Raw genomic sequence first — 24,681 nt, forward strand, 5'->3', positions numbered from 1 at the left:
GACCAGGCATGGGATCGTTTTTGGCACCGACGACAGCAGCCGCGCTCGAGCGGCTTCTGGCGCTGCACACGGATGCCGGCAGCTCGCCCCTGGACCGGCTGCGCGCCATCCGCTCGCTGCAGGCCTCCCTCGATCAAGACCCGGCAACGCTCGTCGCGGTGCGCGCTGCGCTCGCCGCCGACACGTCGTGGGAGCAGGTCGCCGATGCCACCGGGCTCAAACCGCCGGCGGCCAGATGGCGTTGGGGCGGCACCGACGATGAGATCAGCGCCCGCCTTGAAGCTGGCCGCAAACGCTCCGCGCGACCGAGCAGTGTGCCCACCGACCTCCCCGGTCTGTCCGTCGCTGAGGCGGCAGCTGAACGTGGGGTGAGTGCCCAGGCTATCTACCTGCAGGTGCGTCGCGGCACCCTGGTCAGCCGCACGGTGACCCTGCCAGACGGCCGCAGCTACAAGCGGGTGTTCCCCGCCGGCACGACTGACCCCGATTCCAGCCACGACCGAAGTGTCGACCTCAAGGGAGATGTCCCACAATGACCACCACCCTCACGATTGACCGCCGCGTCGACCGGGTGCACGTTCAGCTCGACCGGCCCGACGTGCGCAATGCCATCGACCAGACCATGATCGACGAGCTGCACGCCGTCTGCGCCGAACTCGAGCAGCAGCCGCGGATCCTCATTATCAGCGGTGCGAATGGGGTTTTTGCCTCCGGTGCTGACATCTCCGAGCTGCGCGAACGTCGTCGCGACGATGCGCTGCGTGGAATCAACTCTGCCCTGTTCTCGCGCATCGCACAGCTGCCGATGCCCGTGATCGCCGCGATCGACGGCTGGGCGCTCGGCGGCGGAGCCGAACTCGCCTACGCGGCCGACTTTCGCATCGCCTCAACGAGTGCCCGGCTCGGCAACCCGGAGACAGCGCTCGGCATCCTGCCCGCCGCCGGTGCGCTCTGGCGCCTGGCCGAGCTCGTCGGCGAACCGGTGGCCAAGGAGATCATATTGGCCGGGCGCATCCTGAGCGCCTCCGAATGCCTCGCGGTACACCTGGTCACCGAGGTACACGACCCCGATGACCTGCTCGTTGCCGCTCACGCACTGGCCGACCGGATCGCCGCCCAGGACCCGCTGGCGACCAGGCTTGCCAAGGAGGTCTTCCACGCTCCGCGGGCCGCGCATCCGCTCGTCGATAACGTCGCCCAGTCGATCCTGTTCGAGTCCGAGGCAAAATTCAACAGAATGGATGCGTTCCTCGCCCGTCGAAAGCGCTAGCCCTTCCGCGAAAGCGCCTAAAGGGTTGCTTTGGCAGCCATGACGCAAGCCATTACGCGCTTTGGGAAGAAGTTTCCTGAATACGCCAGGGCCGGTTCGTGATTGGATGGATTCGGTGCGATGGCGGACTTACCCGCCCACACTCATCGGGGGACCTTATGACACTGGTGAATAGTGCGGCGCCAACCCGCCCGAGGGATGTCGCTGCAGCCCTGACCCTGTGGCTGCCGGTTCTGGCGGTTATCGTCACCTGGTTGCTCTGGGTCGATGGCTTGCCCGACGTGCTGCCACGGCAGTGGGGGCGCGATGGTGCGGTCAGTTCAACGATGCCTACGTGGGCGATGGCCGTGGTAGCCCTCGTGGTGAGCCTGGGCGCGGCGATTCTGGCCACCTACTGGCTACGCGAGCGCGGTGCGCCGAATCGGCGTCAGGCGTACCTCGGACTCGGGCTCGCCGCCGGGTTGTCGTCGTGCCTGTGGCTGACCACGGCCGGTGTCACGATTGCCGCCGGCGGCGCGGAACCAGAATGGGGCGCTTGGGTGCTGTTCACTTTTACCGCCTGCGGCTATGGTGCGCTGCCGTTCCTGATCGCCCATAAGTGGGTTGTTCCGGCGGCCGTGGTGGAACCCGTCGATGCGACGGCAGAGACGACCTCAGTCGACCTCACCGCCACCTGGACCCAGCTCGTGACAAGTCCGGTCATGGCCGTCATCGGCGGACTCATCGTGCTCGGCGGAATCATCGGTGTGATCGCGGTGTTCGGCGAGGACGGTCAGACTTCTTCGGTGGGCGCCGGTGTCATGACCATGGTGATCGTCGGGCTGATCCTGGTGATGACTCTCGTCTTTGCGCAGGTTCGGGTGAGCGTGGATCGGCGGGGGCTCCGCGTCGTGTCCCGGCTGCTGGGCATCCGTTTGAAGCAGGTGTCGCTCGACCAGGTGGAGTCGGCGTTCGCCGACACGGTGAGCCCGCTGGGATCCGGTGGCTGGGGGTACCGCATGACGGGCGGGCGTACGGCAGTGGTCATGCGCGGCGGGCCTGCACTCGTGGTGAACCTGCGTCGCGGCAACCAATTCGCTGTCACGGTCGACGACCCGCACACCGGCGCTGCCCTGCTGACCGCCCTGGGCGCCGAGAACCCGTCGGCGCACTTAGCTTCTGGGTCCACTATGGGAAGGCAAGCCCAGTTTCTCAGCTGAGCCCGGGCCCGGAAGGTCGCGGGCGCTCGGGAGCTAGGGCGTCGGGCCGGCCAGGCGGGCCACCTCGTAACCTCCGGCGGAATAGATCGTCGTGAATGCCACCCCGGGGTGCAGCGCTTCGCCCACGACCTGCGCCGACGTCCACTCGGCCGGCAGACCTCCGGCCGCAAGGTCGATCACGAGATAGTCCGGCAGGGGGTTCTTGTTGCCGAGCCAGAAGACATCCGTTCGTTCCACGAGATAGTTCATCAGCCCAATATCTGATTCGACCAAGGCGCCGTCTGGCACGACCTGCAGAGCAGCGGTCGCAGCGATGGTGCGATCCGTTGAAATATTGCCCGCCACCTCCGTCAGTGTGAACAGCGGCAGCGTCGTGGTGAGCACGAGGGCGGCGACAATCGAAACGGATGCTGCCTGCCGCCCGTACCCGCGCAGCCAACGGCGCCGGCTGCCGCGCGCGAGCGCGATGCCGTCGAGGGCGGCGGCGAACACGATCGGCATGAGCACGGCGCTGTACTGCCAGGTCGGCCCCCAATAGCCCGAATTATCGGATAGAAACCGCCAGGCGAGGGTCGGCAACAGCACGAGCGCGAGCGGTGAACGCACCGCGATAACGCCGCCGGCCACGAGGAGCAGCGCGAGAGTCACGCCCTTCTGCGGCTGGAACAGCGACGCCGGGTCACCCATAATTTTGAGTAGGTCGATGCTGCTCGAATATGCCCAGGCCCCATTCGGGTTGAGCAGCGGCAGGATGACCAGGCTGGCCAGGGCAAACCAGCCCACGCCCCAGACCGCCAACCACACTCCGAGCGGATTCCGGCTGCGCACGGCCAGTACGATGCCCAGCGCGGCCACGGTCAGTCCGAGGTCTTCTTTCACGAACACGAGCGGCATCGCCCAGAGCAGGCAGGTTACCCACTTTTGCCCAAGAAAGGCCGTCAGAGACAGCGCCAGCAACGGAACGGCGAAGGCGATCTCGTGGAACTGCGCCTCGACCGCGGCTTGCAGACCAAAGCTGAACGCAAACGCCAACCCGAACAGAGTGCCGGTGCGCGACCCCAGCAGCCGGATGGCGGCGTAAGTCAAGGCTGCCGCGGCGATCCCCAACATCGCATTTTGCACCACCAGCAGGGTGAAAGCGTGCGGAAAGATCGCGAAAATCGGGCCGAGCACCACCAGAAACGGATGAAAGTGGTCACCGAGCAGGTTGAAACTCTCGCCCTTGATCGTGACAATGGGCGCCTCAAGTGCCGCGTACTGCCGGGCCAGCTGCGTGAAGATTCCGAGGTCCCAGGATGGTGCCGCGAAACTGCGCCACTGCAGATTCGAGAACACGGTGTACAGCGCGGTCGTCACGATCCCGACACCCACCGGAAGCACGAACGGTCCGAGCGCCCGCTGCAATTCAGGCAGTCGCCGACCGCCGCCCATTCCCCTCATCCGACCACGCTAACGCAGCCCCCGGCTGATCCTGTAGCGGTACGGGACCTATGGCCCTAGATGACCGACGATGCGGGCGGCACACTGAGAGCGTGCCCCAAACAACGGCGCACTCGGAGATCGCATGACACTCACTTGCCCCTTCTGCCATTCCCGGGCCCGACTCAGCCCGAATCCGGCCCACGCCGAGCGCAATTCTCTTCCCGTCTACATCTTCACGTGTTCCGGATGCGACCACACCAGTGTGCGTGCCACCCCGGTTCGCGGCCAGCTGGCCACCACGAACACCGCTGGCGGCTGACGGTTCCGAAAAATTACCGCGTTTCTTCCTGCGGAACTACAGGTCGGTCAGCAGACTGACCGGGTTTTCGATGCAGCGAGCCACATAGGTGAGAAACCCGGCCGCGGTTTTGCCGTCGCAGACGCGGTGATCGAACACCATCGACAGTTCAACGACGGTACGCACCGCGAGTGCGTGGTCGACCACCCACGATCGCTCGATCATGCGACCGATGCCGAGGATCGCCGCCTCCGGGTGGTTGATGATCGCCGCCGAACCGTCGACACCGAGCGACCCGAAGTTGTTCAGGGTGAACGTTCCGCCGGTGAGCGCGCTCGGCGGGAACGTGCCGTCTGGCGAGTGCGCCACGAGCTCGGCGAGGGAATCGCGCAACTGCCGTGTCGTCATCGCGTGCGCGCCGTGGATCACCGGAACCATCAGCCCGCGCGAGGTTTGCGCCGCAATGCCGAGGTTCACCGCTCCGTGTTGCAAAATCTCCTGGCTTGCGGTGTCGACCGAGGAGTTGAGCAGCGGAAACTGTCGCAACCCGGCGACCACGAAACGCGCGATGAGCGCCGTCACGCTGAACCGCTCGCCGGTCGCCATCAGCAACTGATCGCGGGCGGTGAACAATGCCGTTGCGTCGACGTCGAGCCAGATCGTCGCCTCGGGAATCTCCCGCCGCGACGTCGTCAACCGCGCGGAGACGGCCTTGCGCAGGCCGGTGATGGGAATGCGGATGTCGGCACTCACATCGGCCGGTTGGGCGGCGTTGCGGGCAGGCGTCGCGCGGGCAGGCGTCGGGCGGGCAGTCAGGTCGCGAATATAGTCGTCGACGTCTGTACGCAGCACCAGGTTGTTCTGCCCGGTGCCGGCGAGCATGCTCGCATCGAAGCCGTTGTCGCGGGCGAGTCGACGCACGATCGGCGAGACGACGGGGGAGCGGCGGGCCGGGTGCAGCACGCCGGTCATAACGGATGCCGTGGGCGTAGTCCGCGCCGCGGCCACCGGGAGGGTCGGCGCGGGCAAAGCCGCGGCATCCGCTGGAAATACGCGGGTATCGCGGGACGTACTTATGCCGCCGAAACGTCCGGCGGGCACCGTGCGCGCCGGCCGGGTACTCTCCGTCGTACCGTAGCCGACCAGTACGGCGCCGGAGCCTTCGGATGCGGTGGCGGCGGTCGCTGCGGCAACCGGAGCGTCTGGAGCGTCTGGAGCGTCTGGAGCGTCTGGAGCGTCTGGAGCGTCTGGAACGTCTGGAACGTCTGGAACGTCTGGAACGTCTGGAACGTCCACAGCCTCGGCGGCGTCAGCCACGGTCAGTAACACCTGCCCGGCGTGGATGATCTGCCCTGGCTCACCGAACAGGCTGGCCACGACGCCGCCGTATGGTGATGGCAGTTCCACGATCGATTTCGCCGATTCGACCTCGACCACGGCCTGGTCGATGACAATCGTGTCGCCGGGAGCGACCAGCCACGCCACGATCTCGGCCTCGGTGAGGCCCTCGCCGAGGTCGGGCAGCAGAAATTCGCGGCCCATCAGGACCACTCCCAGGTCGATAGTGCGGCAAGAATGCGGTCGGGGGTCGGCAAGTAGTACTCCTCGAGTTTGGGTGACGGGTAGGGAATGTCGAAACCGGTGACGCGCAGAATGGGTGCGGCCAGATAGAAGAAGTTGCGTTCGGTCAGGCGAGCGGCGACCTCGGCGCCGTAGCCGCCGAACTGGGCGGCTTCGTGCACGATGGCAGCGCGGCCGGTCTTGCGAACGGATGCCCCCACCGTCTCGTCGTCGAAAGGCGAGAGCGAACGCAGGTCGATGACCTCGATCGAGAGCCCCTCAGCCGCGCCCTGTTCGGCCGTAGCGAGTGCGGTCTTCACGGTCGGCCCGTAGGCGATGAGCGTGACGTCGGTGCCGGCGCGCAGCACGACCGCCCGGTTCAAAGGCTCGGTCTGCACCGGCAAGGCCACGGAAGCCTTGCTCCAGTACCGGCTCTTCGGTTCCATGAAAATAACCGGGTCGTCGCTTGCTATGGCGCCCCGGAGCATGGAATAGGCGTCGGCCGGGTTTGACGGGCTCACCACGGTGAGTCCGGGCGTAGCCGTCCAGTAGGCCTCGGAAGAATCGGAGTGGTGTTCGACCCCGCCGATGTCGCCGGCGTAGGGAATGCGGATGACGATTGGCAGCTGAATTTTGCCGCGCGTGCGGTTGCGCATCTTGGCCACGTGCGACACGATCTGTTGAAAAGCCGGGTAGCTGAACGCGTCGAACTGCATCTCCACGACGGGGCGCAGGCCGTACATGGCCATGCCGATCGCGGTTCCGACGATGCCGGCTTCGGCCAGTGGGGAGTCGCTCACGCGGGTTTCGCCGAATTCGGCGTAGAGCCCGTCGGTGACTCGAAAGACGCCGCCAAGCGGGCCGACGTCTTCGCCGAACAGAACGACCGTCGGATCATCGACCATGGCATCGTGAATGGCGGCGTTGAGCGCGGCGGCCATGGTGAGGTTTTCTGGCGCGCGCACCGCGGTGCCGATCTGCAGGGGCTGTTTTGGGCTCATCGGGTGCTCTTTTCACGAGCAACAACGGATGCCACAGCGTCGCCGTCGAGTTCGGCCGCCAGAAAGGCGCGTTGCTCCATCAGGGCGGTGCGCGGGGTGGAGTAGACGTGCTCGAACAGTTCCAGCGGGTCGACGACCGCCTGCTCGGTCATGCAGTCCCGGGTGGTGGTGGCGAGCTCCTCAGCGGCCGCCAGAATCGAAGCACGCACCTCATCGGTCAGGGCGCCCTGCGCGACGAGGTATTTTTCCAGACGTTCGATCGGGTCTCGGTGGCGCCACAGGTCGACGTCGGCCGCCTTTCGGTAGCGCGTGGGGTCATCCGAGTTGGTGTGTGCTTCAATGCGGTAGGTGAGGCCCTCGATCAGGGTCGGGCCACCGCCGCTGCGAGCGCGGTCGATGGCCGCCGAGATGACGGCGTACATGGCCGCAACGTCGTTGCCGTCGACGTAATAGCCGGGCATACCGTAGCCGATCGCTTTGTCGGCGATGGTGCGGCAGGCCATCTGCTTGTCGAGGGGAACGCTGATGGCGAACTGGTTGTTCTGCACGACGAAGACGACGGGAGCCTGCCAGACGGCCGCGAAATTGAACGCCTCGTGGGCATCACCCTCGCTCGTGGCGCCGTCACCGAGCAGGGTCAGCGCCACGGTGTCGTCGCGTTTGAGCTTCGCTGCGGTGGCCAGACCGACGGCGTGGAGCGCCTGAGTGGCCAGCGGGGTAGCTTGCGGGGCGATGCGGTGCGTGTGATAGTCGTAGCCGCTGTGCCAGTCACCGCGGAATGAGGCGAGGATGTCTTTCGGCTCGACGCCCCGGGTGAGCAGCGCGATACTGTCGCGGTAGGTCGGAAACAGCCAGTCCTGCGGGTCGAGCGCGGCAACCGCGGCGATCTCACAGGCTTCCTGGCCGAGCGCGGAGGGGTACGTGGCAAGGCGACCCTGCCGGGTGAGGGCGGTGACCTGTGCGTCGAAACGGCGGGCGATGACCATCTGCCGATACAGACTGAGCAGGATGTCCACGACCGGAAGGGTGAAGCCGCCGCTCTCGTTTTGCGGGACCATACGGCCGAGGTCGTCGATCAAACGCAGGGGTGGGGCTGGCAGCACGGTGGTCATGCTCGGGTTCTCGACATTGAGGCTCATGAGGCAATGGTGCGCCTTTACGCCAGTCCGCACCCAGCTTTTTTGCAGTTGTGAACGATTGGCCGTGCACATGCCAGACATCGACCAAACGGCATTACTGAAGCGTGTCTCAGTGCCAAGCGTCCGGAGTGGTACCGGGCGCGTGCCCGACGATCTCGTCGAGGATTAGGTGCGACCGGGTCGAGATCACCCCGGGCATGCTGTGGATGTCGCGAAGAATGGCCTGGCTGAGCTGTTCGTGGTCGGGAGCGCTCACGGTGAGAATAATGTCGATGTCCCCGCTCACTGCCTGCGCCTTCTCGACGAAGGGGAGTTCGGCCAGCTGCGCGGCGATATCACCCCAGGCTACGTCAGCGATCTTCACGATGACGAGAGCCGACACATTGAGGCCGAGGGCCTTGCGGTTGGTCTGGGCGCCGAAACCGGTGATCACACTATGGCTGATGAGCTTCTGCACCCGAGTGTGTGCGGCAGTGCGGGAGATGTGCACCTGCAGGGCCAGCTGGCGAATGGAGAGTCTGGAGTCCCGGCTGAGTTCGGCGATGATCTGGCGATCAACGCCGTCGAGTCCGGGGTGGGGTGTCTGCGGCTGCGTCATTGGACCCTCATGCTACCGGCGTCGATGTGGGCGGCACCGATGCTGGCGCCGTCGATGTGGGCGGCGCCGATGCTGGCGCCGTCGATGTGGGCGGCGTCGATGTGGGCGGCGCCGATGTTGGCTTCACCGACGCGGGCGTCGTGGATCCGCGCAGCGCGGATTTGCGCAGCACGCGCAGGTAGTGATTCTTCGGCCAATGTCGCACCCGGCGCGGCAGCCGCGGATAGACCAGGCGGATGCCGCCCAGCACCAGGTCAAAGCATCGCCGGTGCCGCGTCGACCACGGCAGGTCGAAGAGAACCCGAACGTGCGGAGGCAGCAGGCCTGCGGTCAGCAGGCGGGCCACGGGCAAGGCAGCGCGATACCACAGGGGTGCGGTGCGCGAGTGCAACAGTTCGTGCGCGACGGCGCGGGTGGCGGCATCCGTTGTCAACAGGGCGAGCTGCTCGTTCCAATACTGACGAAATGCCGCACGGTCGGTCGGCCACAGGCCTGGCGGTACCTGCAGCGCTGTGCCGAGGCGAGAGTATTCGCGGTAGACCTCATCGGCCGCCTGGTCGTCGAGCGCACCGAAGAGCTGGCCGTGCAGGTGAGTGGCCGATTCGTACAGCGTCGCGGCGACCCAGAGCTGCAGCTCGGGCGTGAACGCGTTGTACCCGGGTGTCGTGCCGGTTGAATGCACGGGACCGTGCGCGTGGTTGACCCGCGCCGCCATAGTGGCGGCCAGCTCCGCATCGCCGAAGACGATGGCGTAGACGTAGCTGAGCGTGCCGTTGAGTCGATCGAGGGGACGATCGGCGAAATGACTGTGATCGGCGACGCCGTGGCCGATGGCCGGATTGGCCAGCTGTAGCAAAATGGCGCGGCCTCCGGCGGCAATCAGGATGCCCTCACCAGCGACCCCCATCAGACTCGGGGCTATCCTGCGGGAACGACCTATGCGCACAGCTACCTCCCGATAAACACGCAGAACCCCGTGACACGCTGAGTGTATTCGGTCGGCCTGCATACAGGCTTCGTCCTCATGCCCGATGAGGGGAAGATAAATTCTTGCCTTCCCGGGAATACGACCGAGTTCTATGCACTTGCATGTATCCGAGGGCGACAATTCCTGGGCCCACACATTGGAGGAGAAATTCTATGAGCGAGAGCACCGCAACGAGCATCCCCGGCTTCAAGGCCGGAACCTGGACCATCGACAAGACCCACAGCTCGGTGAGCTTCAGCATTCGCCACATCGTCATCAGCAAGGTCAAGGGCACCTTCGAAGACTTCGACGCCACCTTCGTGACCGGCGAAAACCCGCTCGAGACGAGCGTCACCGCTTCTGCCAAGGTCGTCTCCATCAACACCAACGAGCCCAGCCGCGACGGTCACCTGCGCACCGGGGACTTCTTCGACGCCGAGACGTACCCGACCATCGACTTTGTGTCGACCGGAATGCGCGAAGTCAAGGGCGACTATCTCGTCGACGGCAACATCACCATCAAGGGCGTCACCAAGCCGGCCACCTTCGAGCTCGAGTTCGGCGGCTTCGGCGGCGACCCCTACGGAAACTACAAGTTCGGTGCCACAGCCAAGACCGAAGTCAACCGCGAAGACTTCGGCCTCACCTACAACGCCGCCCTCGAAACCGGCGGCATGCTGCTCGGCGACAAGGTCACCATCACGCTCGAACTGCAGGCTGCGCTCAACGCGTAACCGTTACGTTGTCGGTCAGGGCCCCACTTCGGTGGGGCCTTGTGTCGTGAAGGGGCCACGACTCCTGGGTGAGACAGAACCGAATGTCATTCCCAAAGTTACGCGCTGGCCGCGAATTGCGCCGCGCTGCGCTTGCCGAGGCTCAGACCGGGCGGGTGTCCTTGCCATCAAGCCACAGCTCGACAGTCTCGTCGCGGTGTACGCCATCTCTGCCAACATGTTTTTCGTTGATCGTGGCACCATTCTTGATGACATAGACCAAGGCCATGGCGTGGCCGCGACCCAGTCCGTAGTCGGCCTTGAGCCAGTCGACGATGGCACCGGCCTTCGTGGTTGGTTCGTCGAGACCGCGTTCGTGCGCGAGGGCGACCAGCGCGCGCGGCGTGAACCCGGTCTTCTCTTCGATCGCGGTGAGATAAGCCTGAAATGACATGAGGTCTCCTGACGTCGAGGCGCGCTCTCGTTAGTATGCGCGAGACAGTACTGCGGGGCTAGGGTGAAATGATGCCCGTGCATTAATCCCGGTGCGTCGCGTGCATAAGAGCAGGCGACACGAAAATTAGATTGCCGGTCCAATCATTAGAACAATGGTCTAATCGAACGAGGAGATTCCCGTGTTCACCCTGAACGACCTGAAGATTCCGATTCTCGCGGCCCCCATGGCCGGCGGCGCTTCAACGCCCAACCTCGTGGTCGCCGTGAGCGACACTGGCAGTCTCGGCTTTCTGGCGGGCGGCTACAAAACCCCGCAGGCGCTGGCCGAGCAGATCATCGAGGTGCAGCAGCGCACCCAGAATGCCTTCGGCGTCAACCTGTTCGTACCGCAGCCGCCCCTGACCGACCGGACCGCCGTCCTGGCCTATCGTGACGCACTGGCAGACGAGTACACAACCACGTTTTCCGAGATTGTCGCCGAGGACGACGATTATTTCGTCGAGAAGGTGGCCGTGGTCATCGATCAGAAGGTTCCGGTGGTCTCCTTCACCTTCGGACTGCCTCCCGCAGGTGTGGTGACACGGATGCACGCGGCCGGGTCGTACCTGATCGCCACGGTCACCTCGGTCCCGGAAGCTCTGCAAGCGGTCGAGCGTGGAGTCGACGCACTCTGCGTGCAGGGGCCGGAAGCCGGCGGACACCGAGCGACCTTCCAGACGCACGACGAACCGAGCACCCTCGCATTGGGCGCGCTGTTGATGGCGATTCGTGCGGAGGCGACACTGCCCCTGATCGCGGCGGGCGGCATCCACTCGGGGGAGCAGGTCGCTGCGTTGCTCGCGACCGGTGCCGAGGCTGTTCAGGTGGGCACGGCGGTTCTGCGCACCGACGAATCGGGCGCGACCCAGGCCCACAAAGACGCGCTGGTCGAGTCGCGATTCACCGAGACAGTGATCACCCGTGCTTTCTCGGGCCGTCCGGCGCGCGCCCTGCTGAACGCTTTCATCATCAAGCACGGCAATACCGCACCGAGCGAGTACCCCCAGGTGCATCACGTCACCAAGGGCCTTCGAGCGGATGCTGCCCGCCGGGGTGACGCCGACGGACTCGCCCTCTGGGCCGGCACCGGGTATCGCGCTGCGACCGCGGGTTCTGTCCAGTCTGTTCTTGAGGCCCTCTGGGTGGAGGCGACGGCGGCGACCGCTCGCCGTTAGCCGGGCGCCAGTTCAGCGGCTGAGTTGTGGCGGCACGGGGCTGACCCTCCGCTTCGGGGTCGTGAGCGGCACGCAGGTTGCGCTGCGTCGACTGGTCAGGCGGCGGGGTTTTCCACCGGAGCCATGGTGCTTCGGGGGAGACGGTCGCGGATCAGCAGAACGACGGTGATCCCGACCACGGCACCGATAAGGGTTTCCAAACCGCGGTCTGCGAGCAGGGACACCGGGTCGACCGGGCTGGCGAGTTGAGTCATCAGCAGTATCACGGGCGTGAAAAAAATGAGGGCGACACCGTAATGGCGCACCATGAATAGTTCCGCCGGGAACTGCAGGGCCATGACGAGGATAACCAGCACGGTCGTGCCGGGATGCAGCAGCAGCACACCAGCCGTCACGCCCAGGCCGGCATAGGTCCCGAGTACGCGATGGATGCCTCGCTGCACCCGGCTGGAAAGATCGGCGCCGGCGAGGGGAACGGCCGCAGCGGCCATAGCCCAATAGGCGTGGCCGATTCCCAGGAGGAGGCCGAGAGCACCGGCGGCTGCAACGGCGACGATATAACGAGTGGCGTGCACGCCCGCCTTCGGGAGCCATGGTCCGGAGCGAGGTTCGGTAGGGCGTCTCGCCGTGGAATCCCAGGTGCGGTTTCCAAACCAGCCGGTGAACCCGACCAGCAGGGAAAAGAGTGCGGACGCGCCGCAGATGAGCGCGGCCGTCCACAGTGGGATGACCGTGGGGATCGACGCGCAGGCTCCCAAAGCAAAAATGCCGAAGAATGGCCCGGCGGGTCTGAGCTTTATTTTGTCGGCTACGAGTGAACCAAGTCCGGCCAGGAGTGCCTCGATAAAGACCAGCCCCCAGGCCTGAACGTGGGTGATGGACAGAGCCACACCGACAGTCACCCCGGTCAGCAGTAACGCCGCAGCCTGGGCCTGGTGCACCAACCGCAGCTGATGGGTTTCACCACGGCCGTACATGCCCGTGAAAGCACCGAAAACGGCATAGATGGTCAGCTCGGGGTGGCCAAAAATCAGCAGGAGCAACACTGGGACGGTGACCCCCAGGCCGACGCGAAGCGCCGGCCAGTGATCATTGACCGCGGGTGGGACACTGACGAGTGCGCGCAGGTAGAACAGGACCGGGCGCACAGGGTCTCACGGCCTTTCGAACAGAACGATGGCGACGCGGCGTGAACAGCAGAACCCGGTTGGCTGGTTTCACGCCCGACTGCTGCGCTCAGCCCAGTCTGTACCGCTTTGCCTCGCCGGTCCAAGACTTGAATGCAACCAGTCGATAACCAGACATTATCAATCAGCCCGTGGCGTCGCGGGCGCTTCGGGCGCGATCGACGAAAGCCCCCGATCGAACAGCTCACCCAGGGAAAGCCGCGCTGCAACGGCCGCGAACGCCCGTGCGGTCACCGAACCAGGCGACGCGGGTTTTATCGCCGCAGCGACGCGCGCGGTGGCGACGGGATCGACGAGTGGCACAATGCGGGTCCGCGATGACGGTGTGATGGTTTGCACCCACGAATGTGGCACGATGCTGGCCCACTGGCCCGTCTTCATGTGCGCGTGCAGGGAGGCGATCGAGTCCGTTTCTACCTGCGGCTCCATCCGAATCTGGTTCTGGCTGAAGGCATCGTCGATCACTTGTCTGCTGCGCATTTCCGTTGTCAAGACAGCAAGGGGGAGCGCGGACGCCTGACGCCAGGTCATCGTCGGTGGAATCTCTGGAAGGAGTTCGTCGGAGGCGATGAGAACATAGCGTTCCTCGTACAACGGCACGAAGAAGAGTCGCGGGTCTTCCCCGTCATCGAGATAGGTGACGCCGGCATCCAGCTCGAAATTCCGCAATCGCCGGCCAATCTCGACCGCGGACAGGCCCGACTTGATTTGGACCCTGGCCAACGGATGCGCAGCACAGAACGCGGCAACCACCAGTGCGACCGTCGTCGAGGCACTCGGTACAACACCCAGCCGTAACACGCCGGTCACTCCGGACTGCACGGCCTGCACCTCCGCCTTGAAAGCGTCGTGCTCGGCGAGGATTCGTTTGGCCCAAATCACCAAGCGTTCGCCCTCCGGCGTCAGCCCCTCAAAGGTATGACCACGATTGATCAGAGAAACATTGAGCTCCTGTTCCAATCTGTTGATTGCCGCGGAGAGGGCAGGCTGGGAAACGTGGCATGCGGCGGCCGCACGAGCGAAGTGCCGTTCCCGGGCGACAGCGACAAAATATTCGAGCTGGCGAAAACGCATAGGCTCTTCTTTCACGTTGGTAATCAGTGGGGCGTGCACCCCAAGGTAGGCTCGTTTCGACAGGGTGTGCAGCAACCGCCCTGGGGTAGATCAGCGTCGATCGGCGCGAAACAACTCTCTGGCCGCCAGTCCAAGCAGATCGCACGACAAGAAATGGTTTTCCTTTGCGCAAAATGAATATGTCCCGGGCAAGAAAGCTCTCGGTTGCCGTCACGGCGCTGCTGGCCCTCGCCAGCGGGTTCGCGGGCGTCAGCGCCGTGGCCGCGAGCCAGCCGAGCAGCCACGTGCAGCCCCGGACAACGGTCGCCGGCGAAAACTACGTTATCGGTACCGACACGACCTTCGCACCGTTTGAGTACCGCGAAGACGGTGAACTGACCGGCATCGACATGGACTTGATTCGTGACATCGCTGCTAACCAAGGCTTCACCGTTGAGATCAAGTCGCTCGGTTTCGACGCCGCGCTGCAGGCGTTACAGTCCAATCAGGTGGACGGCGTCATCGCCGGAATGTCGATCACCGACGAGCGCAAGCTGGTGTTCGATTTCTCCGACCCGTACTTCGACTCCGGTGTGCAGATGGCTGTCGCCGAGGACAACACTGAAATCACCGGTTACGCCGACCTGGCCGGTGAAACCGTCGTTGCCAAACGCGGCAGCGAGGGCGAGACCTTCGCCAACTCGATCAAAGACGAGTACGGCTTCACCGTCAAGGCACTGGCCGACTCGGCCACGATGTACGACGACGTCAAGGCTGGCAACTCTGTCGCCGTCTTCGATGATTACCCGGTGCTCGCCTACGGCATCAACCAGAACAACGGGCTCAAGTCGGTCACCGAGAAGGAACAGGGCAGTTCCTACGGCTTCGCTGTCAACAAGGGCGAGAACCCCGAGCTGCTTGCTGCCTTCAACACCGGTCTGGCCGAGCTGAAGAGCAACGGTGATTACCAGTCCATTCTCGATACGTATCTGGAGCAGCCGGCGCCCGACGCGGCATCCGGTTTCTTCGGGCTGTTGTCCGACAGCCTGCCAGCCCTTATGAAGGGCCTCGGCCTGACGCTGCTCGCGACCGGGCTGTCGATTGTGGTCGCCCTCGTGCTCGGCGTACTGTTCGGGTTCTTCAAGGTCTCCGAGAGTCGCGTGCTGCGCGGCTTGGCGAGCATCTACGTGAGTATCTTTCGGGGCACCCCGCTGCTCGTGCAGGCCTTCTTCTTCTACTTCGGCCTGCCGCAGCTCACCGGGCAGTCAATCGACGTACTCACGGCCGGTGTACTGACCCTGAGCCTCAATGCCGGCGCCTACATGACCGAGATCGTGCGCGGCGGTATCCAGTCGGTCGACCCGGGCCAGACCGAGGCCGGCCGCAGTCTCGGCCTCGGCTACGTCACGACGATGCGACGCGTCGTGCTGCCGCAGGCCGTGAAGATCATGACGCCGTCGTTCATCAACCAGTTCGTGATGACGCTGAAAGACACCTCTCTCCTGGCGGTGATCGGCTTCGCCGAGCTCACCTACCAGGGCCAGCAGATTTACGCCGCGAACTTTCGCACCGGTGAGACCCTGCTGATCGTGGCCGCGCTGTACTTCATCGTCATCAATTTGCTCACCATGCTCTCCAACACGCTCGACAAGAGGTTCAACAAATGAGCAAGAACAGCGCCGGCAGCACAATTCCCGCCGGCAGTAAAATCAGCGTCAGGGGACTGCGCAAGTCGTTTGGCTCCAACGAGGTGCTCAAGGGCCTCGACGTCGAGATCAACGAGGGCGAGGTCGTCTGTGTCATCGGTCCGTCGGGCTCGGGCAAGTCCACGTTTCTGCGCTGCCTGAACAAGCTCGACGAGCTCAGCGCCGGCACGGTCATCGTCGACGGATTCAACCTCGGCGATAAGACGGTCGACCTCAACGAGGTGCGGCAGCACATCGGCATGGTTTTTCAGCACTTCAACCTGTTTCCGCACATGACGGTGTTGCAGAACATCATGCTGGCCCCGGTTGAGTTGAAGAAGGAATCCAAGACGGATGCCCGCGCCACCGCCCTCAAACTGCTCGACCGGGTGGGCCTCGCCGACAAAGCAGACGCCCGCCCCGGCCAGCTTTCCGGCGGTCAGAAGCAGCGTGTCGCCATCGCCCGATCCCTCGCTGTGAACCCCGACATCATGCTCTTCGACGAGGCCACGAGCGCCCTCGACCCGGAGATGGTCGGCGAAGTGCTGCAGGTCATCCGTGATCTCGCCGCCGAGGGCATGACCATGGTCGTGGTCACCCACGAAATGGGTTTCGCCCGCGAAGTCGCCGACCGGGTCATCTTCATGGCCGAGGGGGTCATCGTCGAAGAGGGTACCCCGGCCGAGCTGTTCGGCAACCCGCAACAGGAACGCACGCAGGACTTCCTCTCCATGGTGCTGTAGCTTCACCGCGCCCCATTGCGGTGGCCGCTGCGGTAACCCCTGGAGCGCGCACCGAAGTGGGGCGCACCTTATCGATGGGTCCTGCATCCACGGTGCGCGCAGCATCCGTTACTGCGCAGAAAAGCTCAGGCGCGGTCGCCGACGATTTCTTCGCGTACCCGGCGCAGGTCTTCCATGAGCGATCCGATCAGAATCCAGTGGTCAGGGTGCGGCGTCACGATCTGCAGCGGCGCGGTCAGGGCGAGCACGTCGGGCGCGGCCGGCTCTGGTACAGACGCACGGTCACCGTCGGCGCGGGCGAGTAGGCCCAGGTCGTGCGCCGCCCGGGCTAGCTCCCGAGAGAAGGCCTGAACGGTGGGCTCGAACTGCAGTGATGGGTCGTAGTGGTCGTGCAGTGCTCGAGTCATGCCGATTGCGCGGGTTACGAGAGTCGGCAGTCGCTCGATCATGTCGTGGTCGGCGTCGAGGGCCACTCGCAGCTTGGCTTTGCGAGGGTTGAGCATGAGGCTCTCCTCGGCCTGCGCGATGGCCTTCTCCGCCGACACGAGCATGGGGCGCAGCAGCCGGGCCTTGATCATCAATTCCATCAGGTCGATCGGGCTCTGTGGGGTGCGCAGCGCCTGGGCAATGCGGTCGAAGGTGTCGGCCAGCTCGCGAGCCAGCAGGCCGACGGCGTCGCGGGCAGGCGCAATCAGTACCGGGGGAACGATGAGGGCATTGATGACGAGGGCGATTCCTGCTCCGATGAACGTCTCGAAGATTCGATCGAGGGCGTAACCGGGGGTCGTGGCGCCGAGGGCGAGTACGAGCATGGCGCTGATGGGAATCTGGCTCGCCGACGACGGGGACAGGCGCAGTGCCCAGGCAACGAGCAGGCTGACCATAATCGTGCCGAGAACGACCCAGCTGGACTCGCCGAGGAAGAAACCGATCGTGGAAGCGATGACAACGCCGCCGATGACGCCCGCGGTGCGTTCGATCGCTCGCCCGAGGGTCTGGTTGACGCTCGGCTGTACGACGAGCAGGGCAGCGATCGCAGCGAAGATCGGCAGGTCGCTCGGTAACAACAGCTGGGAGACGACCCAGGCCAGGGCGACGGCGACGGCCACCTTGACGACCTGCAGCAGCGGGAGTCGTTTGGAGATGCGCAGGGCCGAGGTTAGTTTCACTGGTCAAGGGTAACCCGGGCCGGGTCAGTCAAGCGGATGCCGGGGCATCCGCTGTCATGGTCTGCCGCATGGGCACGCCAAGAAACCGGGCGTAGTCCTGTACGGCCGGGCCCAAGCCCCGCTGCGTTTTCGCCGCCCGAGTGCGGGCGGCGGCCGTGGCCGGGTCCTCGAACAGTGCGGCCTCGGTGGTCAGGCCGTTCGCCGCGACCTTCTTGCGCCACGTGCCGACGATGCGGCCATTGGTCACCACGAGCGGCAGGAAAATGCCGTTTAGACCGGGCACGACCCGAACCAGTTCGTCGGAGGAGATTACATGGCTGCGATCGCGGTACCCGAGCAGGTACTCATCGAACCCGGGCAGCGCGAGCACCCGCGTGCGCTGAGGGAGCGCATCCGCTGTTTCGTCGGCCATGAAGTAGGCAGCTCCGTCGACCTGCATCTCGGTCAGACGGTTCCGCGCCACGGTCAAGCCTGTTTTGGCGTCGGCCACGGTGAGCTGGGACCACCAGGCGAAGTCGACCAGTGTCGCGGGCCCGTGGCCGAGAAAGTAACGGTAAACGAACTCGCCAAGCGCTTCGTCGTGCTCGAGCCGGCGTGGGTACGGCACCCATTCGTCGAGCAACACGAGTCCCTGCTGCGTACCGACCTGCCGCCCCCAGCACAGGGTTCCGGTCAGGGCGAGATGCGCGATCATGTGATAGCCGCGCTGGCCCTCTGTTGATATACCCACCGCTCGCAGCATGGCCATGAAGTCGGCGCGGCTGAGCTGTTTCTGGCCGGTCAGGGCGGCGATCGCAGCTTCGCGGGCCCGCTCCAGCACGGCCGGGTCGAGGCCGAGTCGCTCGTTGATCGTTCGAGTTTTCGCGAGCAGTCGCGGTGTCGTGAGGCTCTGCATCCAGCCCAGTTCACGGGCCGGAACGAAATGCAGCGTGCCCCGCATCGGCCACGACCGCACGATCTCGCCGGCCGAAATCAGGGCCTGCACGTCATGGAGCGTAGTGCCGGGGGAGCGCACCCCCAGGGCCCACTGCGCCGCAGGGTAGTCCTGGGCTTGCACCGCGAGCATCCGCTCGGCGACGGCGACCGCACCGGGGAGCGGAACCCCGGCCAGCCCCTGGGCCTGGAGGCGCAGGCGCACGACATCGGCGCGGGAGGCGGCAGCTGGCATGACACCAGTATGCCGACTCCCGCGCCGAGCGTAGCTCACATCAACCGATGTGCTATCTTCCGCGCCGCCCGACTTTGGATCGAACCACGCGAATCACCCGGGCGCTTCCGTCCGACGTCTGGGTTCCGAAGGCATCGATCTCCACGGTCTCATCGACCTCGGCGCCGTAGCCATCGGTGTCATCCGTGCCGCCGCCTGCCAGGGGGCCGTCGGTAGGTCCGCCGCGTCCGAAGCGACGGCGTAGGGCCTTGACCAGCGGCGGGCCGATCAGGAACAGCACGATCACGGTGTAGACCACGACGGCAACCGGTTCGCTCACAAGCGCAGCTGGGTCGCCAGCGCTGATCTGCAGCGCGCGGCGCAGCTGACGTTCCATCTCCGGGCCGAGGATGGCGCCGACGATGATCGGCAGCACCGGAAAGCCGAAGCGCCTGGCCATGTAGCCCAGGGCGCCGAGTAGGAGCAGAATGCCGATGTTGAAGGTTTGCATTCCCGCCGCATAGGCGCCGAGGGTTGCGAAGAACAGGATCCCGGCGTAGAGGTAGGGGCGTGGAATGCGCAGCAGCTTCGCCCAGAGCGGTGCCAGCGGCAGGTTGAGCGCGAGAAGCAGCGTGTTCCCGATGAACAGGCTCGCGATCAGGGTCCACACCAGAACGGGTTCGGTCTGGAATAGTAGCGGACCGGGGTGGATTCCGTACTGGTTGAACGCGGCGATCATCACGGCAGCGGTCGCCGTGGTGGGCAGGCCGAGGGTCAGCAGCGGCACGAGCGTTCCCGCGGCAGAAGCGTTGTTGGCTGCTTCCGGCCCGGCGACGCCCTCGATGGCGCCGTGGCCGAACTGCTCGGGATGCTTGGACAGCTTCTTTTCCGTCACATAGGAGAGGAAGGTCGGGATCTCGGCGCCGCCGGCCGGGATAGCCCCGAACGGGAAGCCGATGACCGTGCCGCGCAGCCACGGCTTCCAAGAGCGTTTCCAATCGTCCTTGCGCATCCACGGCACCCCGACCGGGATGGTCGCGGGGGTGCCGTGCCGCAGGTGCGCGGCGATCCAGAGCGCTTCACCGACCGCGAACAGGGCGACGGCGATGACGACGACGTCGATGCCGCCGGAGAGCAGCGGCTGGCCGAACGTCAGCCGCGGCTGCCCGGTGGTGGCGTCGAGGCCGACGAGCCCGATGGTGAGTCCGATGAACAGCGACGCGAGCCCGCGAATGCGGCTCGAACCGAGCACGGTGCTCACCGCGACAAAAGCGAAGACCATCATCGCGAAGTACGAAGGAGCGCCGAGCCCGATCGCGATCGCCACGACGAACGGGGCGACGAAGACGAGGGCGCCGGTGGCGATGGTGCCGGCGACGAAAGAGCCGATCGCAGCGGTCGCGAGTGCTTGCGCGCCGCGGCCGGCCTTGGCCATCTTGTTACCCTCAAGGGCCGTGACGACCGACGACGACTCTCCCGGGGTATTGAGCAGAATAGAGGTCGTTGACCCGCCGTACATGCCGCCGTAGTAGATGCCGGCGAACATGATGAGCGACCCGGTCACGTCGAGTGCATAGGTGAGTGGCAGCAGCAGGGCCACGGTCATGGCCGGGCCGATCCCGGGCAGCACCCCCACGGCGGTGCCGAGCAGCACGCCGATGAGGGCGAACAGCAGATTCTGCAGGGTCAGCGCGTTGCTGAATCCCTCCATCAGAAGGGTCAGGTTGTCCATCAGAGAATTCCCGTCAACAGGCCGGCCGGCAGGTTGATGCCGAGGCCCAGTACAAAGCCGTAGAACGTGCTGACGGCGAGAAGAATGCCGATCACGAGCGCCCAGATGAAGCGGCGGGAGCCGAGCAGCAGGGCGGATCCGTAGAACAGCAGCGCGCTGCCGATCACGAATCCGAGAAAGTCCATCGACAGGGCGAAGACAAGAATCAGCCCGCCGAGGCCGAAGACGGTCGGCCAGTGGGCCTTTTGGGAGAGGTCGATGTCCTCACCGTCTTCGGCCTCGGCATGGCCGCCCCGCAGCACAGAGATCGCCAGGGCGATCGCACACAGGCCCAGGCCGATCGCGATGATCGTCGGAACCACCTGCGGTCCCATCACACCGGCATTGATGGCGGTGTGACGGATGTTCGCGGTATCGACCGCGATCACGATCGCGATCACGGCGAGCAGGGCGGCGACGCCGAGCTCGGAGCGACCCTGGAGTCGAGCGCGCAGCCCGGGAGCTGCTGCTGTGCTGGGGGCGGTCATGGTTAGACCAGGCCCAAGGTCTTCAGCACGTCGGCGACGCGGGTGTCCTGCTCGGTAAGGAAGGCGCTGAAGTCGTCGCCGGTGATGAAGGCATCGGTCCAGCTGTTGTCGGTCAGAACCTGCTTCCACTCTGCGCTGTCGTGCATGGCCGTGACGGCGTCGACGAGGCGAGCGATTTCCACATCCGACAGCCCTGGAGCGGCCAGAAGGCCGCGCCAGTTGGTGAAGACGAGATCGATACCCTCTTCGGTGAGGGTGGGGGCGTCGATCACCGGAACGCGCTCTTCGCTTGTGACGGCGAGCACGCGCAGGTCGCCCGACTTCACCTGTTCGAGGAACTCGCCGTAGCCGGAGGCCCCGAACTGCAGCTTGCCGCCGAGAATGGCCGGCAGCAGCTCTCCGCCGCCGTCGTAGGCGACGTAGTTGACGGCTGTGGGGTCGATGCCGACGGCATCGGCAAGCTGCATCGGCAGCAGGTGGTCCGGACCCCCCGGGGAAGAGCCGCCGCCGACGGCGAAGGAAGCCGGGTCGGCCTTCCACGCGGTGACGAGATCGTCAATGGTCTTGTAGGGGGAGTCAGCCGCGACGAAGATTGCGCCGGCTTCTTCGATGAGTCCGGCGATCGGGGTTGCGTCGGCAACCTTGGCGTCGCCCTCGTTCGTGTAGGCAGCACCGACGACGCCGAGCCCCATCATGAGCATGAAGTTGGCGTTTCCGGTCTCGGTGAGGGTGCGGGCCAGGCCCACAGTTCCGCCGGCGCCGGCCAGGTTGGTGACCTCGGTTCCGCTGGCCAATTTCAAGTCATCCATCACCTTGACCGCGGCGCGAGCGGTGACGTCGTAGCCGCTGCCCGGGGCGTTGGGAATCATGACCTGCAGGTTTTGGATCGGCCCGCTATCGGTGCCCTCGGTGTTCGTGGCGCTGGTGACCCCGCAGGCACTGAGGGCGAGTGCGACGGCGCCGGCGAGAAAGACGGTGCCCGCCGTGCGGTGCGAGCGCGTGGTGCGTGCTGTGATTGGCATGCTCAAATCCTCTTCGATTTCTGGCGAGCCTCTTTGCTGGCCGAATTCAGCCTGCCGGGTGTGCCCGGCCAGACACAACTTGTGACTCTAGTGAACGTTGTGTAGCTTGCGGTTGCGCGCGGGGTGATTCGGACAATTTCGGTTTGGCTCCACGATGAGGGAGTATCTCTTATGGCCAGAGTCGACCGGAGGAACCCGATGCGAAAAAGCGAGGCGCCGTCACCGCTGCCGGCGAGGCGCCCACGCGGGTCGGGCATCCGTTCGAGCCGCCTGAGCCTGACCCGCCAGCTGTTGCTCGTGCAGTTGAGCCTGATCGCTCTCGTTCTCGTCGCTGTCACGGCCATTTCGATCGAGCAGACCCGCAGCAGCTTTGAAAGCGGCGCCCAGCGACGCATGCTGACGGTCGCCGAATACACGGCTGCCAACCCGCTCGTGCGCAGCCTGCTCGACACCGAGGCGGTGCCCCAGCAATACTCCGTTCCGGTCGAGGCGCTCCGCACTACAACCGGGGTCGACCACTTGATCGTGACGGATGCGACGGGCCGAATCATCGCCTCACCGGCCGATCCGCGTCTGCTCACGACCGACCTCGCCATCGATCCCACGCCGGACGAGTCTGATGGTGCGTGGGCCGGAACTGCCCCGATGGGCACTAGTGACTACGTTGTCGCGCAGGTACCGGTGCTGTCGAACTCCGGCACGGTCGTGGGTTCGATGGTCGCTGCCCGCCAGTTTCCGGCCGTGGCCGAACTGCTCAAGGCCGCGGCGCCGAACCTGCTCACGTATCTCGGCGTGGCCGGGGTGCTCGGCGTCGCGGGATCGCTGCTGCTGGCGGCTCGGGTGAAACGGCAGACCCTCGGCCTGGAGCCGGAACAGATCGGTCGGCTGGTCGAGCATCGCGACGCCATGATCCACGGCATCCGGGAAGGGGTGATCTCCGTCGACACCGACGGACTCATCACGCTCGCCAATGACAGCGCGCGCACCCTGCTCGGTTTGCCCGCTGACGCGGAAGGCCGGGCGATCGATGCGGTCGGCCTCGATGACGAGGCGGTGCGCGCGCTCCGCCAACAGGAAATCGGCGACATCGACACAGTGTTCGTGAACAGAGGGGTGCTGCTGGTGCTCAACCAGACGCTCATTCACCCGCCCAGGTCGCGGCCCGAGGTTGTCACCACCCTGCGCGACCGCACCGAACTGGTCACTCTGCAGCACGATCTCGGCAGCAGCCGGCAGGCTACCGATACGTTGCGCGCCCAAACCCATGAGTTCGCGAACCGGCTGCACACCATTTCAATGCTCATGCAGCTCGGCGACACCGATGCGGCGGTGGAATACGTCGACGCCGTCACGCGCGAGCGCACCGACCTCGACAGTTCAGTCATCACCCGCCTGCAAGAGCCGGCGGTTGCCGCGCTCGTGAGCGCCAAGACCTCGCTCGCCCGCGAACGCGGCGCCACGCTCGTGCTCTCGGCCGAATCGACTCTGGCCAGGGTCGACGCTGACCTCTCCGCCGACCTCATCACTGTGATCGGAAACCTGGTCGACAACGCCCTCGACGCCGTCACCGGAGCCCGGGAACGCAGTGTGCGGCTCGACGTGCAACCAGTTTCAGGTACCGGTGCCGGTGCCGTGCGGGTGACGGTGAGTGATTCCGGGCCGGGCATCGATATCGCACTGATCGACCGGGTGTTCGAAACTGGCGTGACCAGCAAATCGGCGCTCGGCGATGCCGATGCACACGGCTACGGACTGGCTATTGTGCGACTCGTTTCGACGCGTCGCGGCGGATCGGTCGGCTACCGAGCCGAGAACGGTGCCGTGTTCGAGGCTGTGCTCCCGATTGATGCGGCTCGGTCAGTTCAAGAGAAGGAACTGACCCTTGTGTGACGTCCTCATCGTCGACGACGATTTCATGGTGGCGCGCGCGCATGAACGCATTGTGGCGCAGCAGGTCGGTTTCACCGTGGTCGGCGTCGCCGCGTCCGGGGCGGACGCGCTCGCCCAGATTGTCGACAAGGCCCCGCACCTCGTCCTCCTCGACATGTTCCTGCCCGATATGACTGGTCTCGACGTGATCCGTCGCGCGCGAGAGGCGGGGTGGGCCGTGGACTTTCTCGTGCTCAGTGCCGCCCGCGAGGCCGAAATGGTCACCGCGGCGCTGCAGGGCGGCATTGTGAGCTACCTGCTCAAACCATTCAAGATCATCGAACTGCAGTCGCGGCTGGCGGGATACGCCGAAAGACGACGACTGCTCGACCGCGCGGGAGACCTCAACCAGAGCGAGCTCGACCGGGTGATCGCACCCGCGTGCGCTGTGCCATCCACGGGAGCAATCTCCACGCTACCGAAAGGACTGAGCAAGGAGACGACTGCGCTGACCACTGCGGCCCTGGCTAACAGCAAACCAGACCTGGCCGCGTCGGAGTGCGCCGAACTGCTCGGCTTGTCTCGGGTGGTGGCACGCAAATATCTGGAATACCTCGTATCGACGGGGCAGGCGGTTGTCAGCCTGCGCTACGGCCAGACCGGCCGTCCGCAGCGGCGCTACGCCTGGCTGGTCGGCTAACTCTCCAGCT

24 protein-coding genes are annotated in these 24,681 nt (G+C 65.2%); 10 read left to right on the forward strand and 14 right to left on the reverse strand.

Annotated features, from left to right (window positions below; translation table 11 throughout):
• The first annotated feature begins 8 nt into the window (after positions 1 to 8).
• The 3 genes from E3T38_RS09765 (at position 9) to E3T38_RS09775 (ending at position 2,469) form a co-directional block, all read left to right on the forward strand.
• Entirely contained in the window at positions 9 to 536 is a 528-nt protein-coding gene (locus tag E3T38_RS09765; RefSeq protein WP_134548058.1) for a hypothetical protein, read from the forward strand.
• Positions 533 to 1,270, forward strand: a complete 738-nt coding sequence (locus E3T38_RS09770; RefSeq protein ID WP_134548059.1) for an enoyl-CoA hydratase/isomerase family protein — start codon at positions 533 to 535, stop codon at positions 1,268 to 1,270. The genes E3T38_RS09765 and E3T38_RS09770 overlap by 4 nt, the downstream gene beginning before the upstream one ends.
• A 158-nt stretch (positions 1,271 to 1,428) precedes the next feature.
• Positions 1,429 to 2,469 (forward strand): hypothetical protein, encoded by a 1,041-nt coding sequence (locus tag E3T38_RS09775; RefSeq protein ID WP_134548060.1) that lies wholly within the window; start codon positions 1,429 to 1,431, stop codon positions 2,467 to 2,469.
• A gap of 33 nt (positions 2,470 to 2,502) precedes the next feature.
• Here the strand turns inward: E3T38_RS09775 and E3T38_RS09780 are convergent, their stop codons facing one another.
• Positions 2,503 to 3,909 (reverse strand): DUF2079 domain-containing protein, encoded by a 1,407-nt coding sequence (locus E3T38_RS09780; RefSeq protein ID WP_134548061.1) that lies wholly within the window; start codon positions 3,907 to 3,909, stop codon positions 2,503 to 2,505.
• Positions 3,910 to 4,033: 124 nt separating this feature from the next.
• Between E3T38_RS09780 and E3T38_RS16750 the strand changes: the two genes are divergently transcribed.
• Positions 4,034 to 4,210, forward strand: a complete 177-nt coding sequence (locus E3T38_RS16750; RefSeq protein WP_166805492.1) for a hypothetical protein — start codon at positions 4,034 to 4,036, stop codon at positions 4,208 to 4,210.
• Between the two features lie 36 nt (positions 4,211 to 4,246).
• On the opposite strand, the gene E3T38_RS09785 is transcribed toward E3T38_RS16750, so the two are convergent.
• The 5 genes from E3T38_RS09785 to E3T38_RS09805 form a co-directional block, all read right to left on the reverse strand.
• On the reverse strand, positions 4,247 to 5,731 hold the full coding sequence (locus E3T38_RS09785; protein ID WP_134548062.1) for a dihydrolipoamide acetyltransferase family protein: 1,485 nt from the start codon (positions 5,729 to 5,731) through the stop codon (positions 4,247 to 4,249).
• On the reverse strand, positions 5,731 to 6,750 hold the full coding sequence (locus E3T38_RS09790) for an alpha-ketoacid dehydrogenase subunit beta (protein ID WP_134548063.1): 1,020 nt from the start codon (positions 6,748 to 6,750) through the stop codon (positions 5,731 to 5,733). The genes E3T38_RS09785 and E3T38_RS09790 overlap by 1 nt, the downstream gene beginning before the upstream one ends.
• Positions 6,747 to 7,889: a pyruvate dehydrogenase (acetyl-transferring) E1 component subunit alpha gene (pdhA, locus tag E3T38_RS09795; protein ID WP_241984407.1), complete on the reverse strand. Its 1,143-nt coding sequence runs from the start codon at positions 7,887 to 7,889 to the stop codon at positions 6,747 to 6,749. Before pdhA ends, E3T38_RS09790 begins: the two co-directional genes overlap by 4 nt.
• Positions 7,890 to 7,998: 109 nt before the next feature.
• The gene (locus E3T38_RS09800; protein ID WP_134548064.1) at positions 7,999 to 8,487 is read right to left on the reverse strand and encodes an Lrp/AsnC family transcriptional regulator; all 489 of its coding nucleotides are present in this window, start codon (positions 8,485 to 8,487) and stop codon (positions 7,999 to 8,001) included.
• A gap of 7 nt (positions 8,488 to 8,494) precedes the next feature.
• Positions 8,495 to 9,394, reverse strand: a complete 900-nt coding sequence (locus E3T38_RS09805; RefSeq protein ID WP_134548065.1) for an oxygenase MpaB family protein — start codon at positions 9,392 to 9,394, stop codon at positions 8,495 to 8,497.
• A 233-nt stretch (positions 9,395 to 9,627) separates the two neighbouring features.
• Here E3T38_RS09805 and E3T38_RS09810 point away from each other — a divergent pair, with 233 nt between their 5' ends.
• The gene (locus E3T38_RS09810) at positions 9,628 to 10,188 is read left to right on the forward strand and encodes a YceI family protein (protein ID WP_134548066.1); all 561 of its coding nucleotides are present in this window, start codon (positions 9,628 to 9,630) and stop codon (positions 10,186 to 10,188) included.
• Between the two features lie 142 nt (positions 10,189 to 10,330).
• Here the strand turns inward: E3T38_RS09810 and E3T38_RS09815 are convergent, their stop codons facing one another.
• A complete protein-coding gene (locus tag E3T38_RS09815; RefSeq protein WP_134548067.1) occupies positions 10,331 to 10,621 on the reverse strand; it encodes a DUF4287 domain-containing protein in 291 nt (96 codons plus the stop codon).
• Between the two features lie 181 nt (positions 10,622 to 10,802).
• Here E3T38_RS09815 and E3T38_RS09820 point away from each other — a divergent pair, with 181 nt between their 5' ends.
• The gene (locus E3T38_RS09820) at positions 10,803 to 11,837 is read left to right on the forward strand and encodes a nitronate monooxygenase family protein (RefSeq protein WP_134548068.1); all 1,035 of its coding nucleotides are present in this window, start codon (positions 10,803 to 10,805) and stop codon (positions 11,835 to 11,837) included.
• A 95-nt stretch (positions 11,838 to 11,932) separates the two neighbouring features.
• Here E3T38_RS09820 and E3T38_RS09825 read toward each other — a convergent pair whose 3' ends face one another.
• Positions 11,933 to 12,985, reverse strand: a complete 1,053-nt coding sequence (locus E3T38_RS09825) for an FUSC family protein (protein ID WP_134548069.1) — start codon at positions 12,983 to 12,985, stop codon at positions 11,933 to 11,935.
• A 159-nt stretch (positions 12,986 to 13,144) separates the two neighbouring features.
• A complete protein-coding gene (locus tag E3T38_RS09830; protein ID WP_134548070.1) occupies positions 13,145 to 14,098 on the reverse strand; it encodes a LysR family transcriptional regulator in 954 nt (317 codons plus the stop codon).
• 179 nt (positions 14,099 to 14,277) lie between these two features.
• Between E3T38_RS09830 and E3T38_RS09835 the strand changes: the two genes are divergently transcribed.
• Together E3T38_RS09835 and E3T38_RS09840 are read left to right on the forward strand one after the other, a co-directional pair.
• Complete coding sequence (locus E3T38_RS09835) at positions 14,278 to 15,744, forward strand: amino acid ABC transporter substrate-binding protein/permease (RefSeq protein ID WP_134548071.1); 1,467 nt, start codon at positions 14,278 to 14,280, stop codon at positions 15,742 to 15,744.
• Entirely contained in the window at positions 15,741 to 16,505 is a 765-nt protein-coding gene (locus tag E3T38_RS09840) for an amino acid ABC transporter ATP-binding protein (protein WP_134548072.1), read from the forward strand. Before E3T38_RS09835 ends, E3T38_RS09840 begins: the two co-directional genes overlap by 4 nt.
• A 125-nt stretch (positions 16,506 to 16,630) precedes the next feature.
• Here the strand turns inward: E3T38_RS09840 and E3T38_RS09845 are convergent, their stop codons facing one another.
• Genes E3T38_RS09845 through E3T38_RS09865 form a run of 5 tightly spaced genes read right to left on the reverse strand, consistent with a single transcriptional unit; the run spans position 16,631 to position 22,102 of the window.
• On the reverse strand, positions 16,631 to 17,674 hold the full coding sequence (locus E3T38_RS09845) for an aromatic acid exporter family protein (protein ID WP_134548073.1): 1,044 nt from the start codon (positions 17,672 to 17,674) through the stop codon (positions 16,631 to 16,633).
• A 28-nt stretch (positions 17,675 to 17,702) separates the two neighbouring features.
• The gene (locus E3T38_RS09850; protein ID WP_134548074.1) at positions 17,703 to 18,842 is read right to left on the reverse strand and encodes a winged helix DNA-binding domain-containing protein; all 1,140 of its coding nucleotides are present in this window, start codon (positions 18,840 to 18,842) and stop codon (positions 17,703 to 17,705) included.
• 52 nt (positions 18,843 to 18,894) lie between these two features.
• Positions 18,895 to 20,553: a tripartite tricarboxylate transporter permease gene (locus tag E3T38_RS09855; protein ID WP_134548075.1), complete on the reverse strand. Its 1,659-nt coding sequence runs from the start codon at positions 20,551 to 20,553 to the stop codon at positions 18,895 to 18,897.
• Positions 20,553 to 21,080 (reverse strand): tripartite tricarboxylate transporter TctB family protein, encoded by a 528-nt coding sequence (locus E3T38_RS09860; RefSeq protein ID WP_134548076.1) that lies wholly within the window; start codon positions 21,078 to 21,080, stop codon positions 20,553 to 20,555. The genes E3T38_RS09855 and E3T38_RS09860 overlap by 1 nt, the downstream gene beginning before the upstream one ends.
• 2 nt (positions 21,081 to 21,082) lie before the next feature.
• Entirely contained in the window at positions 21,083 to 22,102 is a 1,020-nt protein-coding gene (locus E3T38_RS09865) for a tripartite tricarboxylate transporter substrate binding protein (RefSeq protein WP_134548077.1), read from the reverse strand.
• Between the two features lie 198 nt (positions 22,103 to 22,300).
• On the opposite strand from E3T38_RS09865, the gene E3T38_RS09870 reads away from it, so the two are divergent.
• Entirely contained in the window at positions 22,301 to 23,992 is a 1,692-nt protein-coding gene (locus E3T38_RS09870) for an ATP-binding protein (RefSeq protein WP_166805493.1), read from the forward strand.
• Positions 23,985 to 24,671: a response regulator gene (locus E3T38_RS09875; protein ID WP_134548079.1), complete on the forward strand. Its 687-nt coding sequence runs from the start codon at positions 23,985 to 23,987 to the stop codon at positions 24,669 to 24,671. Before E3T38_RS09870 ends, E3T38_RS09875 begins: the two co-directional genes overlap by 8 nt.
• Positions 24,672 to 24,681 lie beyond the last annotated feature (10 nt).

Source organism: Cryobacterium sp. Hb1, from assembly GCF_004403585.1.
Lineage (GTDB): Bacteria > Actinomycetota > Actinomycetes > Actinomycetales > Microbacteriaceae > Cryobacterium > Cryobacterium lyxosi.